Source organism: Tolumonas lignilytica (genome assembly GCF_000527035.1).
Lineage (GTDB): Bacteria > Pseudomonadota > Gammaproteobacteria > Enterobacterales > Aeromonadaceae > Tolumonas > Tolumonas lignilytica.
This window is the reverse complement of record NZ_AZUK01000001.1, coordinates 1699137-1715618: the sequence shown is the minus strand read 5'-3', so window position 1 is coordinate 1715618 and position 16482 is coordinate 1699137. Positions and strand designations below refer to the sequence as shown.

Annotated in this window: 14 protein-coding genes; 7 read left to right on the top strand and 7 right to left on the bottom strand. The window is 54.3% G+C overall.

The features are described 5' to 3' along the window. On the top strand, window positions 1-468 hold the full coding sequence (gene bfr / locus H027_RS0108045) for a bacterioferritin (RefSeq protein ID WP_024871949.1): 468 nt from the start codon (window positions 1-3) through the stop codon (window positions 466-468). A gap of 114 nt (window positions 469-582) precedes the next feature. Next, window positions 583-1269, top strand: coding sequence for a type 1 glutamine amidotransferase (locus tag H027_RS0108040; protein ID WP_024871948.1), 687 nt, complete (start codon window positions 583-585; stop codon window positions 1267-1269). Window positions 1270-1280: 11 nt separating this feature from the next. On the opposite strand, the gene H027_RS0108035 is transcribed toward H027_RS0108040, so the two are convergent. Then, window positions 1281-2867 (bottom strand): carboxylesterase/lipase family protein, encoded by a 1587-nt coding sequence (locus tag H027_RS0108035; RefSeq protein ID WP_024871947.1) that lies wholly within the window; start codon window positions 2865-2867, stop codon window positions 1281-1283. A gap of 311 nt (window positions 2868-3178) precedes the next feature. On the opposite strand from H027_RS0108035, the gene H027_RS0108025 reads away from it, so the two are divergent. Beyond that, window positions 3179-4582: a glycoside hydrolase family 1 protein gene (locus H027_RS0108025; protein ID WP_024871946.1), complete on the top strand. Its 1404-nt coding sequence runs from the start codon at window positions 3179-3181 to the stop codon at window positions 4580-4582. 58 nt (window positions 4583-4640) lie between these two features. Here the strand turns inward: H027_RS0108025 and H027_RS0108020 are convergent, their stop codons facing one another. Further along, window positions 4641-6113, bottom strand: coding sequence for an MFS transporter (locus H027_RS0108020; RefSeq protein WP_024871945.1), 1473 nt, complete (start codon window positions 6111-6113; stop codon window positions 4641-4643). Between the two features lie 84 nt (window positions 6114-6197). On the opposite strand from H027_RS0108020, the gene H027_RS18330 reads away from it, so the two are divergent. Next, a complete protein-coding gene (locus tag H027_RS18330; RefSeq protein ID WP_161632451.1) occupies window positions 6198-7163 on the top strand; it encodes a LysR family transcriptional regulator in 966 nt (321 codons plus the stop codon). Here the strand turns inward: H027_RS18330 and H027_RS0108010 are convergent. Beyond that, window positions 7111-8004: a LysR family transcriptional regulator gene (locus H027_RS0108010; protein WP_024871943.1), complete on the bottom strand. Its 894-nt coding sequence runs from the start codon at window positions 8002-8004 to the stop codon at window positions 7111-7113. The two genes, H027_RS18330 and H027_RS0108010, sit on opposite strands and share 53 nt — an antisense overlap. A gap of 122 nt (window positions 8005-8126) precedes the next feature. Here H027_RS0108010 and H027_RS0108005 point away from each other — a divergent pair, with 122 nt between their 5' ends. Beyond that, window positions 8127-8636, top strand: a complete 510-nt coding sequence (locus tag H027_RS0108005) for a phenolic acid decarboxylase (protein WP_024871942.1) — start codon at window positions 8127-8129, stop codon at window positions 8634-8636. 29 nt (window positions 8637-8665) lie between these two features. Next, window positions 8666-10315, top strand: coding sequence for a tannase/feruloyl esterase family alpha/beta hydrolase (locus tag H027_RS0108000; protein WP_024871941.1), 1650 nt, complete (start codon window positions 8666-8668; stop codon window positions 10313-10315). Between the two features lie 46 nt (window positions 10316-10361). Here H027_RS0108000 and H027_RS0107995 read toward each other — a convergent pair whose 3' ends face one another. Further along, the gene (locus H027_RS0107995) at window positions 10362-10931 is read right to left on the bottom strand and encodes a cysteine hydrolase family protein (protein WP_024871940.1); all 570 of its coding nucleotides are present in this window, start codon (window positions 10929-10931) and stop codon (window positions 10362-10364) included. A gap of 95 nt (window positions 10932-11026) precedes the next feature. Between H027_RS0107995 and H027_RS0107990 the strand changes: the two genes are divergently transcribed. Then, window positions 11027-11974: a GlxA family transcriptional regulator gene (locus H027_RS0107990; RefSeq protein WP_024871939.1), complete on the top strand. Its 948-nt coding sequence runs from the start codon at window positions 11027-11029 to the stop codon at window positions 11972-11974. 48 nt (window positions 11975-12022) lie between these two features. Here H027_RS0107990 and ilvA read toward each other — a convergent pair whose 3' ends face one another. From ilvA to H027_RS0107975, 3 genes are all read right to left on the bottom strand, one after another. Continuing rightward, window positions 12023-13564, bottom strand: a complete 1542-nt coding sequence (gene ilvA, locus H027_RS0107985) for a threonine ammonia-lyase, biosynthetic (RefSeq protein ID WP_024871938.1) — start codon at window positions 13562-13564, stop codon at window positions 12023-12025. A gap of 2 nt (window positions 13565-13566) precedes the next feature. Beyond that, complete coding sequence (ilvD, locus tag H027_RS0107980) at window positions 13567-15417, bottom strand: dihydroxy-acid dehydratase (protein WP_024871937.1); 1851 nt, start codon at window positions 15415-15417, stop codon at window positions 13567-13569. Window positions 15418-15554: 137 nt separating this feature from the next. Further along, complete coding sequence (locus tag H027_RS0107975) at window positions 15555-16478, bottom strand: branched-chain amino acid transaminase (RefSeq protein ID WP_024871936.1); 924 nt, start codon at window positions 16476-16478, stop codon at window positions 15555-15557. Window positions 16479-16482 lie beyond the last annotated feature (4 nt).

Here is a 16482-nt window from a genome sequence, read left to right as displayed (position 1 = left end):
ATGCAAGGCAAACCCATTATCCTTGCCGAGTTAAACAAATTACTCGCCGGTGAGCTTTCAGCCATCGACCAATATTTTATTCATTCCAGGATGTATCAGGATTGGGGATACAGCAAATTATATGAGCGTATCAGCCATGAATCTGATGAGGAAAAACAGCACGCCTCCTGGATCATTGAACGGATTCTGTTTCTGGAAGGCACACCGGAAATGACCGTACGCGAACCGCTGCATGTCGGCAGAACCGTGCCGGAAATGCTGCAAAACGATCTGGAGCTGGAATACAGCGTGGTTAAAAACCTGAAAGCCGCCATAAAACTGTGTGAAGATGAACAGGATTATCAGACCCGTGAAATGCTGGAAAAACAGCTGGAAGACACGGAAATTGATCATGCGTACTGGCTGGAAAAACAGTTACGTCTCATCGATCAGATTGGTCTGCAAAATTATCTGCAATCCCAAATTTAATCTTTCCTTCTGCTGTCTGAATTGAGATTATGATGCATTCAGACGGCATCTTATTGTTTTTAGTGTACTCATTGCCTGGTCATGCCGTTTACCTCCCTGATATGGAACAACATCATGCGTGTGTATGTGTTACAACATGTCCCTTTTGAAGAGCTGGGTAATATCCAACCCTGGTTAGAGCAACAGCAGGCTGAGATCAGCTATTGTCGTCTGTATTTCAATGACCCGTTACCCGAGCCGGCTGACGTCGACTTGCTGATTGTGCTGGGTGGGCCGATGAGTGCCAATGATGAAGCGCATTATCCCTGGCTGCGGGCTGAAAAAGCCTTTCTGGCGGCAGTTATTGCTGCGGAAAAGCCGGTGGTGGGGATTTGTCTCGGTGCACAACTGATTGCCAGTTCGCAGGGGGCGCGCATTTATTCCAACTATGCCAAAGAGATTGGCTGGTTTGATATCGAAAGCGTACCTGCTGAAGGTGACGTCTTACCCTTACCGCCACGTATGAATGTCTTTCACTGGCATGGTGAAACGTTTGAATTACCGGCGCAAGCCATCTTGCTGGCGAGCAGTGAAGCCTGTAACAACCAGATCTTCCAGTTAGGCAAACGGGTCATTGGCTTGCAATGTCACCTCGAAACCACGGAAGCCAATGCCCGCAGCATGATAATGCATTGCGCCGATGAATTGATCGGAGGCCGCTTCATTCAGGATGCCGATGCGATCTTGTCGGCATCGCCGCGACACTATCAGCAGTTAGCACAGTGGATGACACAGGTGCTGGAGTATGTTGTCAGAGCGTAGTGCTCGGGCGGTCAGTATTGCGGCGCAGTTTGTTCAATCAGATCGAGTCGCTGGCGCCACGGATCGGGTTGCGCACGCGTTTCGGTTACTCCCTTCGGCGAAAATATTAGGATGTCATCTTTCTGCGGATCATAACGGGGCCAATGCGGTAACGAGGGCGAGTTCGGATCTCCTGTGCGGGCAAAGTTCACCCAATATTGTTGTATCTGCTCTGCCATCGCCCGATCGGGTTGGCTGACCTTATCGAGTAACACCGAAGGTAAGGTATTAAACACATAGGCCACTTCACTGGCATGCATGGCACCCGGCACGGTGGCCCACAGGCTGCTGGCAACATAGGAAAAACGAAATTCATATACCGGTTGCCCCTGTGCTGCGGCTGTTCTGGCAATGAATCTGGCGGGCTCAATCATCATCTGATCGCTGGCGATTAAGTCGCTAACTGCAGGGAAAATATAGAGGTCATCCGGGTTGTAGAGCTGTCTGACCTGCTCGCTGTGCGCGTGTCCCAGCATATCCAATGCCTGTGACATGGTGCTGATTTCAGGGGCAGCACCAATATCATTACCGGTCGCCCCGACGATAAGCGGAATGTCGATACCGGCTCCGGCTTCATAGATATCAGTGGGATAGGTCGTCACCAGTTTTCCATCAATCATCGGGCCGGCAAAAGTTCGCCCTTCCTCGCTATTTTCATCCGTTTCCATATTCAACTGATCCATGACATCGTCGGCCGACAAGGCTCTTAATGCGGCCAGGGCATGGCGATCCTGCCCGGTAATATGATGTCGTCTTGCAAATCGCAATCCTGCTTCTTCTGCGGAGGGATAGCCATTGTCGCTCGGCTTTTGTAACCGGATATTGCTGTCTGCCTCTACGCGCCCCCCGCCTGATTCAATAATGGCTTTATGAAACAGCCCTTTTGCTAAAGGGGAGGTCATCAGCACGTGTATGGCATAACCGCCGGCAGATTCACCGAACAGGGTGACGTTATCCGGATCGCCGCCAAAGGCAGAAATATTTCTCTGAACCCACTTTAAGGCCGCAATCTGATCCATATAGCCATAATTACCCAATAAGCCGTCTGCATTTTCTTGGCTGAGTGCTGGATGGGCGAAGAATCCGAAGCGGCCGACCCGATAGTTGATGCTGACCAGAATGACGCCGCGTTTGGCAAATGCGGTGCCGTCGTAGATATCGGCCGACGTATTGCCATCGACAAAACCACCCCCGTAAATCCAGACCATCACCGGTCGTTTCTGTGGGGTGGTTTGTGCAGGCATCCAAATATTCAGATTGAGGCAATCTTCAGACAGGTGAGTCTTCGGTAATGCCTGATCTTTCGGCGTTGGATATTGCATACAATCATGCCCAAACTGGGTTGCCTGACGAATACCCGACCAAGGGGTGACCGGCTGGGGGGCCCGCCAGCGGAGTTGGCCCACAGGTGGTGCCGCATAAGGAATGCCCTTATAAGCGACCACATCATGGCTGACCATGACGCCTTGCAGTTGGCCACTAGCCGTGGTGATGAGCGGCAAGGCCTCGGTTGAGGTGCTGCAGGAAAGTAGTATGACCCAGCCCAGAAGCTTCTTCATGTAATGAATCGTCTTACACGCGTTCCACATTGGCAGCCCGATAGTGTTCACCTGAGTCATTTAAGTATAGAGCAGCAAGCGGATTTTCCGGTGGCATACCGTTTGGGATTTTTGTTGGGTGGTTGCCATTGCCGCATGCAAAGCAAAAAATGAAACCGGTTACATTTTTGCCGGTGCTATCACAAAACGGTTTTTTTTCGATGGTCGGACAACCTGTAGCAGTGTTTATATCTGTTATCGCTGATTTGGTTTCATCAGATCATCTCATTCGCAGCACGTGTTCTGTGCGTAACAAAACAGGGAGAAACGGCATGCAGCATCAGAAACTTAAACCCTTTCCCGGCAATTTTTTCTGGGGAGCATCAACCTCGGCCTATCAGGTGGAAGGGGCCTGGGATAAAGACGGTAAAGGCCCGTCAGTCATTGATATGGCCCCGGTGGTTCCCGGTACCACCGATTTTAAGGTGACCAGTGATCACTACCATCATTACAAAGAGGACGTGAAACTGTTCGCCGAGCTGGGGTTGAAGGCGTACCGTTTTTCGATTGCCTGGACGCGCATCTTCCCGCACGGCACCGGTGCGATTAACCCGCTGGGCGTGGCGTTTTACAACAACCTGATCAATGAGCTAAAGGCGCATAACATCGAGCCGATTATCACCATCTACCACTTTGACTTGCCGTATGCGTTGCAACAGAAAGGCGGCTGGTCCAACCGGGCGACCGTCGATGCGTTTGCGTTTTACTGTGAAACCCTGTTTGAATTGTATGGTGATCGGGTCAAATACTGGCTGACCATCAACGAGCAGAACATGATGATCCTGCATGGTGATGCCATCGGAACGAAGAGCGTCTCTGGTGACAATCCACTGAAGGATTTGTATCAGCAAAACCATCACATGCTGCTGGCGCAGGCGAAAGCGATGAAAACCTGCCATGAGCTGCTGCCACATGCCAAGATTGGTCCGGCGCCGAATATTTCGGCCATTTATCCGGCCAGTTCCAAGCCGGAAGATATGCTGGCGGCCAGCAACTGTTCTTCCATCCGCAACTGGCTCTATCTGGATATGGTGGTCTATGGCCGTTACAACAATATCGCTTGGAGTTTCCTGGAAGAGCGCGGAGCGACCCCGGATATTCAGGAAGGGGATATGGAGATCATGGCCAGTGCGAAGCCGGATTTCATCGCCTTTAACTACTATTCCACACAGACCGTGGCTGCCAGCAGCGGCGACGCCAGCGATGTTGGTTCGACCGGTGACCAGCAGATCGTGGTGGGGGAAGTGGGTGTTTATAAAGGCGCTTCCAATCCGAACCTGAAGAAAAACGATTTTGGCTGGGAGATCGACCCCATCGGCTTCCGCAATACGCTGCGAGACATCTATGAACGCTATGCGTTGCCGCTGATTGTCACCGAAAACGGGCTGGGCGCTTTCGATAAGGTGGAGGCGGATGGTTCAATCGATGATGGTTACCGCATCAACTATCTGCAGCAGCACATTGAACAAATCCAGCTGGCGATCAGCGACGGTGTCGATGTGTTTGGCTATTGCCCGTGGTCGGCCATCGATCTGGTCAGCACCCATCAGGGCTGCAGCAAGCGTTACGGTTTCATTCACGTCAACCGCGATGAGTTTGATCTGAAAGACATGAAACGTTCCAAGAAGAAAAGTTTCTTCTGGTATCAGAACCTGATTGCCCATAACGGAGCCTGAACACCGTAATCTGCCTGAAAAAAGCGCCCTGATCGGCGCTTTTTCTTTAGGCAATGCCTCAGATAATCCGCCGTTGCCATACGCTGAATAACAGCAGCAGCACACTGGCAACACCCACCAGCATGAACAGATCCTGACTGGCCAGCACGGTGACCTGCTGTTGTGTCAGCGAGACCAGTTGGGACAGCGACAGAGAACTGGCCGCACTGGTTTGTGGCGTGAGCTGTTCCGCGAGCCGGGTATAGTGCAACGCTTCCCGATGCTGCAACACGACGTTGGTCAACGTGACACCGGTGGAATTCATCAGTTCGCGCAGCATGTTTTTCGTCTGATAAGCCTGCGAAAAGATCCGGATGTCGGTTTCACGGAATGTGTTCAGGGCCGCCGTCCCCTGACCGATCGCCGTGAAGCCGGAGAGGATCACCAGTGGCAGCAGCATGGCGAAGAGCGGGGTCTGTGGGGTAAAACGACTACACAGCCAGCCGAACAGCGCCAGACAACTGAAAGCAAAGAACAGGAAATGTTTCTGGTGCGGGTACTGCGCTGCCATTCGCAGGTGCAGCCAGGTGAATAATAAGGCGCTGAGACCCGCACCGCTTAATACGATGCCACAATTGAGTACCGGGAACCCCATGCCTTGTTGCAGAAAGATCGGCAGCAGATAGTTCACCGACGAGAGTGCCAGATAGCAGATGCCGTAATAAAACAGCCCCATCAGATAGCGGCTGGTAAACAGATGGCGAAACGGCAGCAACGAATGATGACGCTGATATTCGCGCCAGATAAACCAGGCCAGCGCGATGCCAGCGGGTGGCACCAGCAGCAACCATTGGCGAAACTCGCTTAAGTCATAGGGCATGTTTTCGATGATCCATTGCAGGATAAACACGCCACTGACCAGCATCAGCATATTGCCGGGGTGCAGGCGGCCGGTACGCCGTTGTTTGCGCACATTGCTGACGGTCTTACCGCTGAGCCACCAAATCAGCAGCAGTTGCGGAAATTGCAGCAGAAACAGCGCCCGCCAACTGAAATGCTCCAGCAGCATCGCCGCGATGAACGCGGCTGAGGCACTGCAACCGACGAGACTGTACGCCATATAGCGGATCGCCAGACCGCGTCCGGTCGGAGTCGGCGGGAAAAACTGCACGTGCACCCGGGCCGCGGTGAAGAAGGCCGAGCCGCCGATCGCCTGAATAAAACGACCGATGAGATAGGCACCGGGGGTATGCGCGTTGGCACAGAGCAGGGCGCCAACGGCGAAAAACAGCAGGGCATAACGGATGAAACGCCGGTAACCCAGCTGCGAGACCAGCCAGTGATGCTGGGCAATCATGATGATGGCGGTGCCGGCATAAACGGCGGTGCTCAGGCTGAACATATGCCGGGTCATGCCCAACCCGCCGCACAGATAGGCGGAGGCAAACGACAGCATGGCGTTCTGGATGAATTCCACACTCACGATAAGGCTGATATTGATTCGGAGTAACTGACGAATAACGGGCGGATTTAACGGACCTGCGTACAACATGATGACACCTCGCATGAAGTTGTCATTGTTCAGAACGCGCTATAATGAATCAAATGGATAATACACATATCAGGCATGTACAAAATGAATGGTTCTCGTTCTGATACCTTTTTCCAGCAGTTCCGCCACTGGGATCTGAATCTGCTGGTGGTGCTGGAGGCTTTGTTTACCGAACAGGGGAATGTCACCCGGGCCGCGCAACGGGTGGGTTTAAGCCAATCGGCGATGAGTCATGCCCTGAACCGTTTGCGGGAGATGCTCGGTGACCCGTTGTTTGTCAAACAGGGGCAACGCATGCAGGCAACGGCGCGTACCGTTGCACTAGCACCCCAGGTTTCAGCCTGGTTGGAACAGATCCGCCAGCAGCTCAACCCGCCGCAGTTTGATCCGGCGACCATCCGGCAGGAGGTCAACATCGCGATCCATGAACATCTGGAACGCCTGATTCTGCCCTCGTTGCTGGGCGTACTGCGCCGACAGGCACCCGGTATTCATCTGCACTCCCGGCCGGTGCCGATGGCGCTGCTGACGGAGGCGTTTGCCCAGGGGCGGGTGGAGATGGCCATCATCGGCGGTGACTGGGAACTCAGTGAGGCGTTCCGGCAACAGTTGCTGACCGAAAGCCGGTTCGTCTATATCTATCATGCCGAACAGCTCACACTGAACGAGCCGGTGTCACTGGCCGAACTGGCGACCGTGCCGCAGCTGGCATCAAACTATTCCCATAAAACGGCCACCATTATCGACAACCACTTCACGGCTCACGGGCTCTCCCGGCCGATCATGGCCACCGCCGGAGGGATCACCGCAATACCGGCCATCCTGCGTGAATGCCCGATGCTGGCTATCCTGCCGGAAATCATGGTTGTCGATCATCCGTTGTTTGACGGGTTGGTGATGCGGCCATTTGAACCGGAACAGGTGCGGGCAGAGCTTTATCTGATCTGGCACCGGCTGCATGAGCATGATCCGGTACAGCAGTTTATCCGTGAGCGGATCATTCAGCATTTCGCAGACCGCAACACTGTTTCACCAGCTCTGCCAGCGTAGAAACGGTGGGGTCAAACAACAGTTCTTCGCTGACCAGCAGATAGATCGGTGTGGAGCGGATCTGCTGTTCCACCGGCAGCGGTTTGAGTTCGCCACTTTCCAGATAGGGCTGGATCTGATTCAACGGTAACCAGCCATAACCAACCCCATGACGGATCGCCTCGACGGCTGCCGGAACGGTGGTCAGTATCCATTCGGAATAGGCCGTAATTTTACGTTTTTCCTGCCGCTGTGTTTGCTGATCGGCGATCGCAATCAGCGGATAGGCAGCCAGTTGTGCCTGGGTTAGCAGAGTATTTTGCTGGTGCAGCGGGTGATCGGCGCGGGCGACGGCAATAAAGTCGAGATGCAGCAACAGCGAACCCGGCTGTTTTTCCGGTTCCGGTATATAGATCAGGTAGAGATCGGCATCCGCCTGCGCCAGCTTTTGGGCACTTTCCGAGCGCACTATCTCCGTTACATGCACCTGGGTCTTGGGATATTGCTGCTGGAACTGCTGCAAAGCCTGAAACAGATAATCTTTCGGAAATACGGTATCCACCACCAGATGAATGGTGGGTTTGATGCCCTGTCGCAGACTCTGAGCCTGCATCTCCAGCTCAAAATAGGTGGTAATGATCGGGGTGACCTGGGCCAGCAGAATTTCACCGGCCGCAGTCAGTTCGGCTTTCCGGCCCTGAATTTTCAGCAGGGATAGTCCGAGCCGTTCCTGCAACTGTTGCAGGGCGTAACTGACCGAGGACTGGCTGCGGTTGAGCTGTGTCGCCGCCTGCGCGAAGCCACCCTGTTCCACCACGGTTTTCAGCACGATCCACTGTTCCAATGTCGATTTTGGCAGCATACATCCTATAACTCATCGGATAATTCGATTGTTTTTATCGGAAAAGAGCGCTTTTTTATCTAATTTATGAATCTTACTCTGGTGGTTGAAAAATGAATATCCTTACTTTTCAGGAGTCAATCATGAGCAGTTTTGAAAAGCACGATCTGAGTGGATTTGTCGGCAAACATCTGGTCTATACCTACGATAACGGCTGGAACTATGAGATTTATGTGAAAAACGCGGAAACCCTCGATTATCGCATTCACAGTGGCATCGTCGGCAATCGCTGGGTCAAAGATCAGCATGTGTATATGGTGCAGGTGGCAAAACAGGTCTACAAAATTTCCTGGACCGAACCGACCGGCACCGATGTCAGCCTGATCGTCAATCTGGCCGATAAACTGTTCCACGGCACTATCTTTTTCCCGCGCTGGGTGATCAATGATCCGAAGAAAACGGTCTGCTTCCAGAATGAACATATTCCGCTGATGGAATCATATCGTGCGGCCGGCCCGGCCTATCCAACCGAAGTGATTGATGAATTTGCCACGATCACCTACGTTGAAGAGTGCGGTGCAAACAACGAGTCAGTGATTGCCTGCGCCGCCAGTGAATTACCCGCTGATTTTCCGAATAGTCTAAAAAAATAACGATAACCCACACATAACAAAGGAAAATTATGAACTCACATTCAGCACAATGGCTGCGTTTACTTTGCCTGACGGGAGGCGTACTAGGTGCCTCACAGGGGATGGCGGCACAGTGGTCACCAAGTGCAGGGACGTGTCAGCAAATGACGCAGCACGCCTTGCCGGGCGTGAAAATCACACAGGCGGAACGGGTGAAAGCCGGGAAGGTGCAACTGGATAAAAGCACTACCCTCACCGGTGCCAGTGGTGATGGTCTTCAGTTGCCGGCGCATTGTCTGGTGCGCGGTATGATTGGCGCACATACCGGACCCGATGGTAAAGAGTACGGCATTCGCTTTGAATTACGGATGCCGGATAACTGGCAGGGCCGCTTCATGTTTCAGGGTGGCGGTGGCTTAGACGGTTTCCTCGGGCAGGCCATTGGCAGTGTGCCCAGCCATGGTTCGACCGCCACGCCGTCGCTGGTACGCGGTTATGCGGTAGTCTCGATGGATGGCGGGCATGAAGGTCGTGATGCTTCGTTTGCCGTCGATCAGCAGGCTCGGCTCGATTATGCCTATGCCGCGATCGGCAAGGTCACCCAGCAGGCAAAATATCTGGTCGACAGTTATTACGCCGCGCCGATCCGCTATTCCTATTTCATGGGCTGTTCCAACGGTGGCCGCGAAGCCATGCTGGCGGCCCAACGCTACCCGACCGAGTTTAACGGGGTTGTAGTCGGGAACCCCGGATTTCACTTAAGCTGGGCGGCGATTGGCGAAGCGTGGGATACCCAGAAATTACTGGCGGTGGCACCGAAAGATGCGCAAGGACGTCCGGTTTTATCGCAGGCGCTGACGCAGTCTGATTTGACGCTGGTGAGTCAGGCGGTGCTGAACGCCTGTGATGACAAAGATGGCCTGAAAGACGGCATCATCAATAACTATCCAGCCTGCCATTTTGATCCGGTGGTGTTGCAGTGTCAGTCCGATCAGACGGCGAACTGCTTATCGGCCGAGAAAATTAAGGCGCTGAAATTGGTTTTCGGCGGAGCGAAAGACAGTGCAGGCAATGCGCTTTACAGTGGCTGGCCGTATGACTCTGGTGTGAACGCACCGGGTTGGCGGATGTGGAAACTCGGCTCTTCCACCGATGCGACAAAACCCAACGCGCTGAATATCATTCTGGGGACCGATTCGCTGTTCCATTACTACATGACGCCGGCACAATCGGTGGCAGACATGACGAAATTCGATTTTGACCGTGATCCGGCAAAAACGAATGAAATGGGCGCCCTGAATGATGCGATCGCCACTGAAATGAGCACCTATGTCGCCCGTGGCGGCAAGATGGTGATTTTCCAGGGGCTGTCTGACCCGGTTTTCTCGGCCAGCGACATTCAAAAATGGTATGAGACCACGACTGCAAATACCTCGAAAGGGGATATCAACCAACAGCGTGACTGGTCGCGTCTGTTTATGGTGCCGGGGATGAACCACTGTGGCGATGGTCCGGCACTGGATAACTTTGATCCGCTGACCGCGATCCAGGCCTGGGTGGAAATCAACAAGGCACCGGCATCGTTACCGGCCACGGGGAAAGCCTTTCCCGGCAAACATCAGCCGATTTGTGCTTATCCGCAAACCGCACATTACACCGGTGGCGATGTGAATAAACTCAGCTCTTACCGCTGTCTGTAACACCTGTCAGCCAGAGCGGCGACCTGTGCGCTCTGGCTGACCTTCATTATGGGCGAGACAACTGTTGCAGGATCGCGTCGGTAGTTTGCACCTGCGCAAAGGTGCCATGCAGGGCGGCGGCGACAGTGTTTTTCACCTGATCGGCCGACACCGTGTCACCGCCAAAGGCCAGCGCTTTGGTGGCGGTCGCGTCGATAGCGACCTGCACGTCAAAGCCTAAATCAAACGCGGCTCGGGTCGTGGTGTCGACACACATATGCGTCATCATGCCACAAATAATCAACTGCTCCACCTGCTGTTGCCGCAACACGTCTAATAATCCGGTTCCGGCAAAGGAGCTGGGGAAATGCTTAATCAGCAGAGTTTCATTTTCTGCGGGTAACACGGCCGGATGCAGTTGTTGTCCTTCCGTCTGTGGCAGGAAAAACGCGGCTGGACGGTTCGGCCGATCGTGCATCTCATGCTGAATATGGATCACCGGCCACTGCTGCTGACGATAATACTGCAATAATTCTGTGATTTTTTCTAAAGCCAGTTCCGGCTGATGCAGAGCCATTTTTCCGCCGGGGAAATAGTCGTTTTGTACATCGATGATTAACAGCGCACTCTTGTTCATGTTTTTCTCCTTTGATTTGCAGTGAAACTAGATTAAGCGAGCGAAGCGTTTTACGCTGTTGGCGTAAATGACATTTTTAGGGTGTAAAACGACAAATGACCGCCAGCCTGCGTATTGCCATCGTGGCGTATGAATCGGTGCTTCCCTCGGCCTTGTACGGTCTGGGCGAGGTATTTTCTGCCGTCGAGCGTTTCCGTGCGCAGGATGACAGCGTACGACCGGTGGAGTGGCGTTATCTGTTGGCTGGGCAAGAAGGTCTGCCATCAACATTACCTTGTTGGCACGCAGACGAGTGCGTGGATGTGGTCATTTTACCGCCGTGCTGTGCAGGACAGAGACCGCTTTGCCCGGACTGGTTAGCGGCGTGGTTACATAAACAACATCAACACGGAGCGGTGCTGGCTTCGGCCTGTGTAGGGGCCTGTGTGCTGGCGCAAAGTGGATTACTGGATGGTCGCGTGGTCACGACCCATTGGCTGCTGGAGGAGATGTTTCACCAGCAGTTTCCGAATGTTCATTTAAATCTGGATGCAGTCGTTATCGAAGAGGCCGATCTGATCACCGCTGGCGGCATCATGGCCTGGCTTGATTTGGCGCTGCGGATTGTGCGCCGTTATTACGGTGCCACGCTGGTGGCACAGCTGAGTAAATATCTGTTGTGGGATAGTGGTGAGCGCGAACAGCGTTATTACCGGCGCTTTCAGCCACCGAAACAGCATGGTGATGATGTCATTCTTAAATTGCAGCAATGGCTGGAGACGCATTACCACGAACCCTGCCCACTGTCACAACTGGCGGGGCTGGCGGCGATGAGCCCGCGCAGCTTGCAGCGGCGTTTTCAGGCGGCGACACAACTGACCCTCAGCCGCTATCTTCAGCACTTACGGCTGGAAAAAGCGCGCGAGTTGCTGGAGACCACGTCACTGCCTGTAGAGCAGATCATCTGGCAGATTGGTTACGATGATCGGGCGTCGTTCAACAAGCTGTTCAAAGCCCAGCTTGGTTTGTCGCCGCTGGCCTACCGGCAGCGATTTGGCGGATAAAAAAATCCCCCGCAAGCGGGGGATTCAACACAAAGCAGCAACCGGCAATCAGCGTGGTGCGAGGAACAGTTTGTAGGTGACATCGTCGCTGACATCACGCGACGGGTAGCCCAGAGCCTGCAGATGATGGTTGAATGCTGGCATGTCGTCGTCGTTCAGTTCAAACGCGCACAACACATAACCGTAGTCAGCCCCATGATGCCGGTAGTGGAACAGGGTGATGTTCCATAGTGTGCCCAGTGTTTCCAGAAAACGCAGCAACGCGCCGGGTTGTTCCGGAAACTCGAAGCTGAACAGGCGCTCTTTTACCGGTTTGCACGGACGGCCACCAACCATGTAGCGCACATGATTTTTCGCCAGACTGTTATCGGTAATATTCAGTACCGAATAGCCCGATTTCTGCAGTTCCGCGATCACCTGCAACAGCTCTTCGGTGCCGTTGTTCAGGCGTACCGAAACAAAAATGGTGGCTTCTTTATCGGCTTCGGCGGAATAACGGTAGTTGAACTCGGTGACCATGCGATTGCCGAGGATCTGGCAGAACTCCAGAAACGCGCCTTTGCGTTCCGGAATGGTCACCGCCAGCACGCCTTCCCGTTTTTCACCCAGTTCGCAACGTTCGGATACGTAGCGCAGGCTGTGGAAGTTGACGTTCGCGCCCGACATGATCGCTGCCATGCGGGCACCCCGGGTGTGCGTGGTTTCCACATATTTCTTGAGACCGGCCAGTGACAGTGCGCCAGACGGTTCGGCGACTGCGCGAGTGTCATCAAAGATGTCTTTCAGGGCGGCACAGATCTCGTCATTGGTGACGGTAATGACGTCATCGAGGTATTGACGGCATACGCGGAACGTTTCATCGCCAATGCGTTTCACGGCCACCCCGTCGGCAAACAGCGAGACCCGCGGTAAGGTTACCGGTTCACCGGCATCCCACGCGGCTTTCAGGCAGGCCGAGCCTTCGGCTTCCACCCCGATCACCTTGATATTGGGCAGCAGTTGCTTGATGTAAACCGCAATCCCGGCGGCCAGACCACCGCCACCGACCTGCACGAACACATGGGTCAGGCGGGTGTCCTGTTCCAGCAGTTCACGACCGATGGTGCCCTGTCCGGCAATCACGTCCGCATCATCATACGGTGGGATCAACGTATAACCGTGTTCTGCCGCCAGACGACGGCTTTCGGCATAGGCTTCATCAAAGCTGTTGCCGAACAGCACCACGTTGCCACCCATGCGGCGTACAGCATCGACCTTGATATCCGGGGTCGTGGTCGGCATCACGATGACGGCCGGGATCTTCAGTTTCGCACCGGACAACGCCACGCCCTGCGCATGGTTACCGGCTGAGGCGGCAATGATCCCTTTGGCGCGTTGTTCTTCAGTCAAACCGGCGATCTTGTTATAGGCACCGCGCAATTTGAAGGAGTGGACCGGCTGCAGATCTTCACGCTTCAGCGCCACATGGTTGCCGAGACGATCGGAGATTTTTTTCAGCGTCTGTAACGGGGTGACTTTCGCCACCTCGTATACCGGCGACAGCAGGATCTTGCGAAGATAATCGCTGGCCTGCGGTTGTGTGTCGCTCATGCTTATTCCCCTAGTTTGCTGCGATCACGCACGGCACCCTTGTCGGCGCTGGTGGCCAGATTCGCATATGCCCGCAATGCAAAAGAGACCGCACGTTCACGGTTGACCGGTTTCCAGGCTGCTTTGCCACGGGCATTCATTTCCGCACGGCGCGCAGTCAGTTCGGCATCACTGATTTTGATGTCGATGGTACGGGCCGGAATGTTGATGCTGATCAGGTCACCATCGGCTATCAGACCGATGTTGCCGCCCGCTGCCGCTTCCGGAGAGACGTGACCAATCGACAGACCAGAGGAACCGCCGGAGAAACGGCCGTCGGTGATCAGCGCACAGACTTTGCCGAGACCCATGGATTTCAGGTAAGAGGTCGGATAGAGCATTTCCTGCATGCCTGGGCCGCCCTTCGGACCTTCGTAACGCACGATCACCACATCACCGGCTTTCACTTTACCGCCGAGAATGCCGGATACCGCATCTTCCTGACTCTCGAACACCACGGCCGGGCCTTCAAATTTCAGAATGGATTCATCAACGCCTGCGGTTTTCACGATACAGCCGTCGATCGCCAGATTACCGGCCAGCACGGCCAGACCACCGTCCTGACTGTAGGCAAATTCTTTGCTGCGGATACAACCTTCTTGGCGGTCGTCATCCAGCGTTGGCCAGCGGCAATCCTGACTGAAAGCCACGGTGGTCGGAATACCGGCCGGACCGGCGCTGTAGAACTTCTTCACGTCGTCAGACGGATGCAGCGCGATGTCGTACTGTTCGATCAGCTCGGCCAGTGACAGGCCCAGCACGTTACGCACGTCGGTATGCAGCAGACCGGCACGGCTCAGTTCGCCCAGAATGGCGACGATACCACCAGCACGATGCACGTCTTCCATGTGGTATTTCTGAGTCGATGGCGCAACTTTACATAGGTGCGGCACGCGACGAGACATGCGGTCGATGTCAGCCATGGTGAAATCGACATCGCCCTCCTGCGCTACGGCCAACAGGTGCAGTACGGTATTGGTCGAACCGCCCATCGCGATATCCAGCGCGATCGCGTTTTCAAAGGCCGCTTTGGTGGCAATCGAGCGCGGCAGGGCTGTTTCATCGTTCTGTTCATAGTAACGTTTGGTCAGTTCGACGATACGACGACCGGCGCTCTTGAACAGTTGTTCGCGGTCGGCGTGGGTAGCCAGCAGCGAGCCGTTACCCGGCTGAGACAGACCCAGCGCTTCGGTCAGACAGTTCATGGAGTTCGCGGTGAACATACCGGAGCAGGAACCGCAGGTCGGGCAGGCACTGCGTTCTACTTCGGCGGTGTCGGCATCGCTGACGGTTGGGTCGGCGGCCATGATCATTGCATCGACCAGATCCAGCTTGATGATTTTGTCTGACAGTTTGGTTTTACCGGCTTCCATCGGGCCGCCAGAAACGAAAATCACCGGAATGTTCAGGCGCATCGCTGCCATCAGCATACCGGGGGTGATTTTGTCGCAGTTGGAGATACAGACCATCGCATCGGCGCAGTGGGCGTTGACCATGTATTCCACGGAGTCGGCGATCAGTTCGCGTGAAGGCAGAGAATAGAGCATGCCGCCATGACCCATGGCAATACCGTCATCGACCGCAATGGTGTTGAATTCTTTGGCCACACCGCCCGCCGCTTCGATTTCACGGGCGACCAGCTGACCCAGATCTTTCAGATGCACATGACCAGGCACGAACTGGGTGAAAGAGTTCACTACAGCGATAATTGGTTTATCGAAATCACCGTCTTTCATACCGGTGGCACGCCACAGGGCGCGGGCGCCCGCCATGTTACGACCCTGGGTGGTAGTCGCGGAACGATACTTAGGCATCACTGTTTCCTCGTTGACCGTGGGAATGCGGAGTTTGGCTGACGGCCTGCGGGCATTCCGGCGGTATTAAATAGATTGACTGAATTCAGATTCTGTAAAACAAGAAGGCGCCGTTATCCGCGCCTTCTGCATAGCTCTTATTTGTTGACCGGAGTCAACCAACCCCATTTGTCTTCGGTCTCACCGTTGAACAGACCAAAGAAGGCTTTCTGGATCGCTTCGGTCACTGGGCCGCGGCAGCCTGCACCGATCTGCATGCGATCAACCGAACGCACCGGTGTGATCTCGGCTGCGGTACCGCACATGAAGATTTCATCAGCCAGATAAAGCGCTTCGCGTTGCAGCGATTCTTCACGGATGGTGTAACCCAGTTCACGCGCCAGCGTCATGATGCTGTCACGGGTGATGCCTGGCAGAATGCCGGAGGTGGTTGGGGAGGTGTACAGCACGCCATTTTTGACGATGAACAGGTTTTCGCCTGAACCTTCAGAAATGTAGCCGTTTACGTCCAGCGCGATGCCTTCGACATAACCGTTACGACGGGCTTCACGAGCAATCAGTTGTGACGAGAGGTAGTTACCGCCGGCTTTGGCACCGGTTGGGATGGTGTTGGGTGCTAAACGACTCCAAGAGGAAACCATGACGTCAACGCCCTGAGACAGCGCTTCATCACCGAGGTAAGCACCCCAAGGCAGCGCGCCGATCATCACTTCTACCTTGTCGCTTTTTGGCAATACGCCTAAGCCGACGTTGCCGATGAAGGCCAGCGGACGCAGGTAAGCACTCTTCATGTCGTTTTTGGTCACGATGTCACAGCAGGCTTGTTCTACCGCTGCTTTGTCGAATGGCATTTCCATCCAGTAGATTTTGGCGGAGTCAAACAGACGCTGGATGTGTTCTTTCAGACGGAAAATCGCAGTGCCATTCGGAGTGTCATAAGCACGAATGCCTTCAAATACAGAAGAACCATAATGCAGGGCATGCGTCATCACGTGAACCTGTGCGCGATCCCATTCCACCATTTCACCGTTGAACCAAATGTATTTTGTAGTCTGTGACATGCTT

Coding starts and splice junctions, on each gene's coding strand:
- ilvD (WP_024871937.1), bottom strand. CDS start 15,417: ATGCCTAAGTATCGTTCCGCGACTACCACCCAGGGTCGTAACATGGCG.
- H027_RS0108020 (WP_024871945.1), bottom strand. CDS start 6,113: ATGTTGTACGCAGGTCCGTTAAATCCGCCCGTTATTCGTCAGTTACTC.
- H027_RS0108005 (WP_024871942.1), top strand. CDS start 8,127: ATGAGCAGTTTTGAAAAGCACGATCTGAGTGGATTTGTCGGCAAACAT.
- H027_RS0108000 (WP_024871941.1), top strand. CDS start 8,666: ATGAACTCACATTCAGCACAATGGCTGCGTTTACTTTGCCTGACGGGA.
- H027_RS0108010 (WP_024871943.1), bottom strand. CDS start 8,004: ATGCTGCCAAAATCGACATTGGAACAGTGGATCGTGCTGAAAACCGTG.
- H027_RS18330 (WP_161632451.1), top strand. CDS start 6,198: ATGAATGGTTCTCGTTCTGATACCTTTTTCCAGCAGTTCCGCCACTGG.
- ilvA (WP_024871938.1), bottom strand. CDS start 13,564: ATGAGCGACACACAACCGCAGGCCAGCGATTATCTTCGCAAGATCCTG.
- H027_RS0107975 (WP_024871936.1), bottom strand. CDS start 16,478: ATGTCACAGACTACAAAATACATTTGGTTCAACGGTGAAATGGTGGAA.
- H027_RS0108035 (WP_024871947.1), bottom strand. CDS start 2,867: ATGAAGAAGCTTCTGGGCTGGGTCATACTACTTTCCTGCAGCACCTCA.
- H027_RS0107995 (WP_024871940.1), bottom strand. CDS start 10,931: ATGAACAAGAGTGCGCTGTTAATCATCGATGTACAAAACGACTATTTC.
- H027_RS0108025 (WP_024871946.1), top strand. CDS start 3,179: ATGCAGCATCAGAAACTTAAACCCTTTCCCGGCAATTTTTTCTGGGGA.
- H027_RS0108040 (WP_024871948.1), top strand. CDS start 583: ATGCGTGTGTATGTGTTACAACATGTCCCTTTTGAAGAGCTGGGTAAT.
- H027_RS0107990 (WP_024871939.1), top strand. CDS start 11,027: ATGACCGCCAGCCTGCGTATTGCCATCGTGGCGTATGAATCGGTGCTT.
- bfr (WP_024871949.1), top strand. CDS start 1: ATGCAAGGCAAACCCATTATCCTTGCCGAGTTAAACAAATTACTCGCC.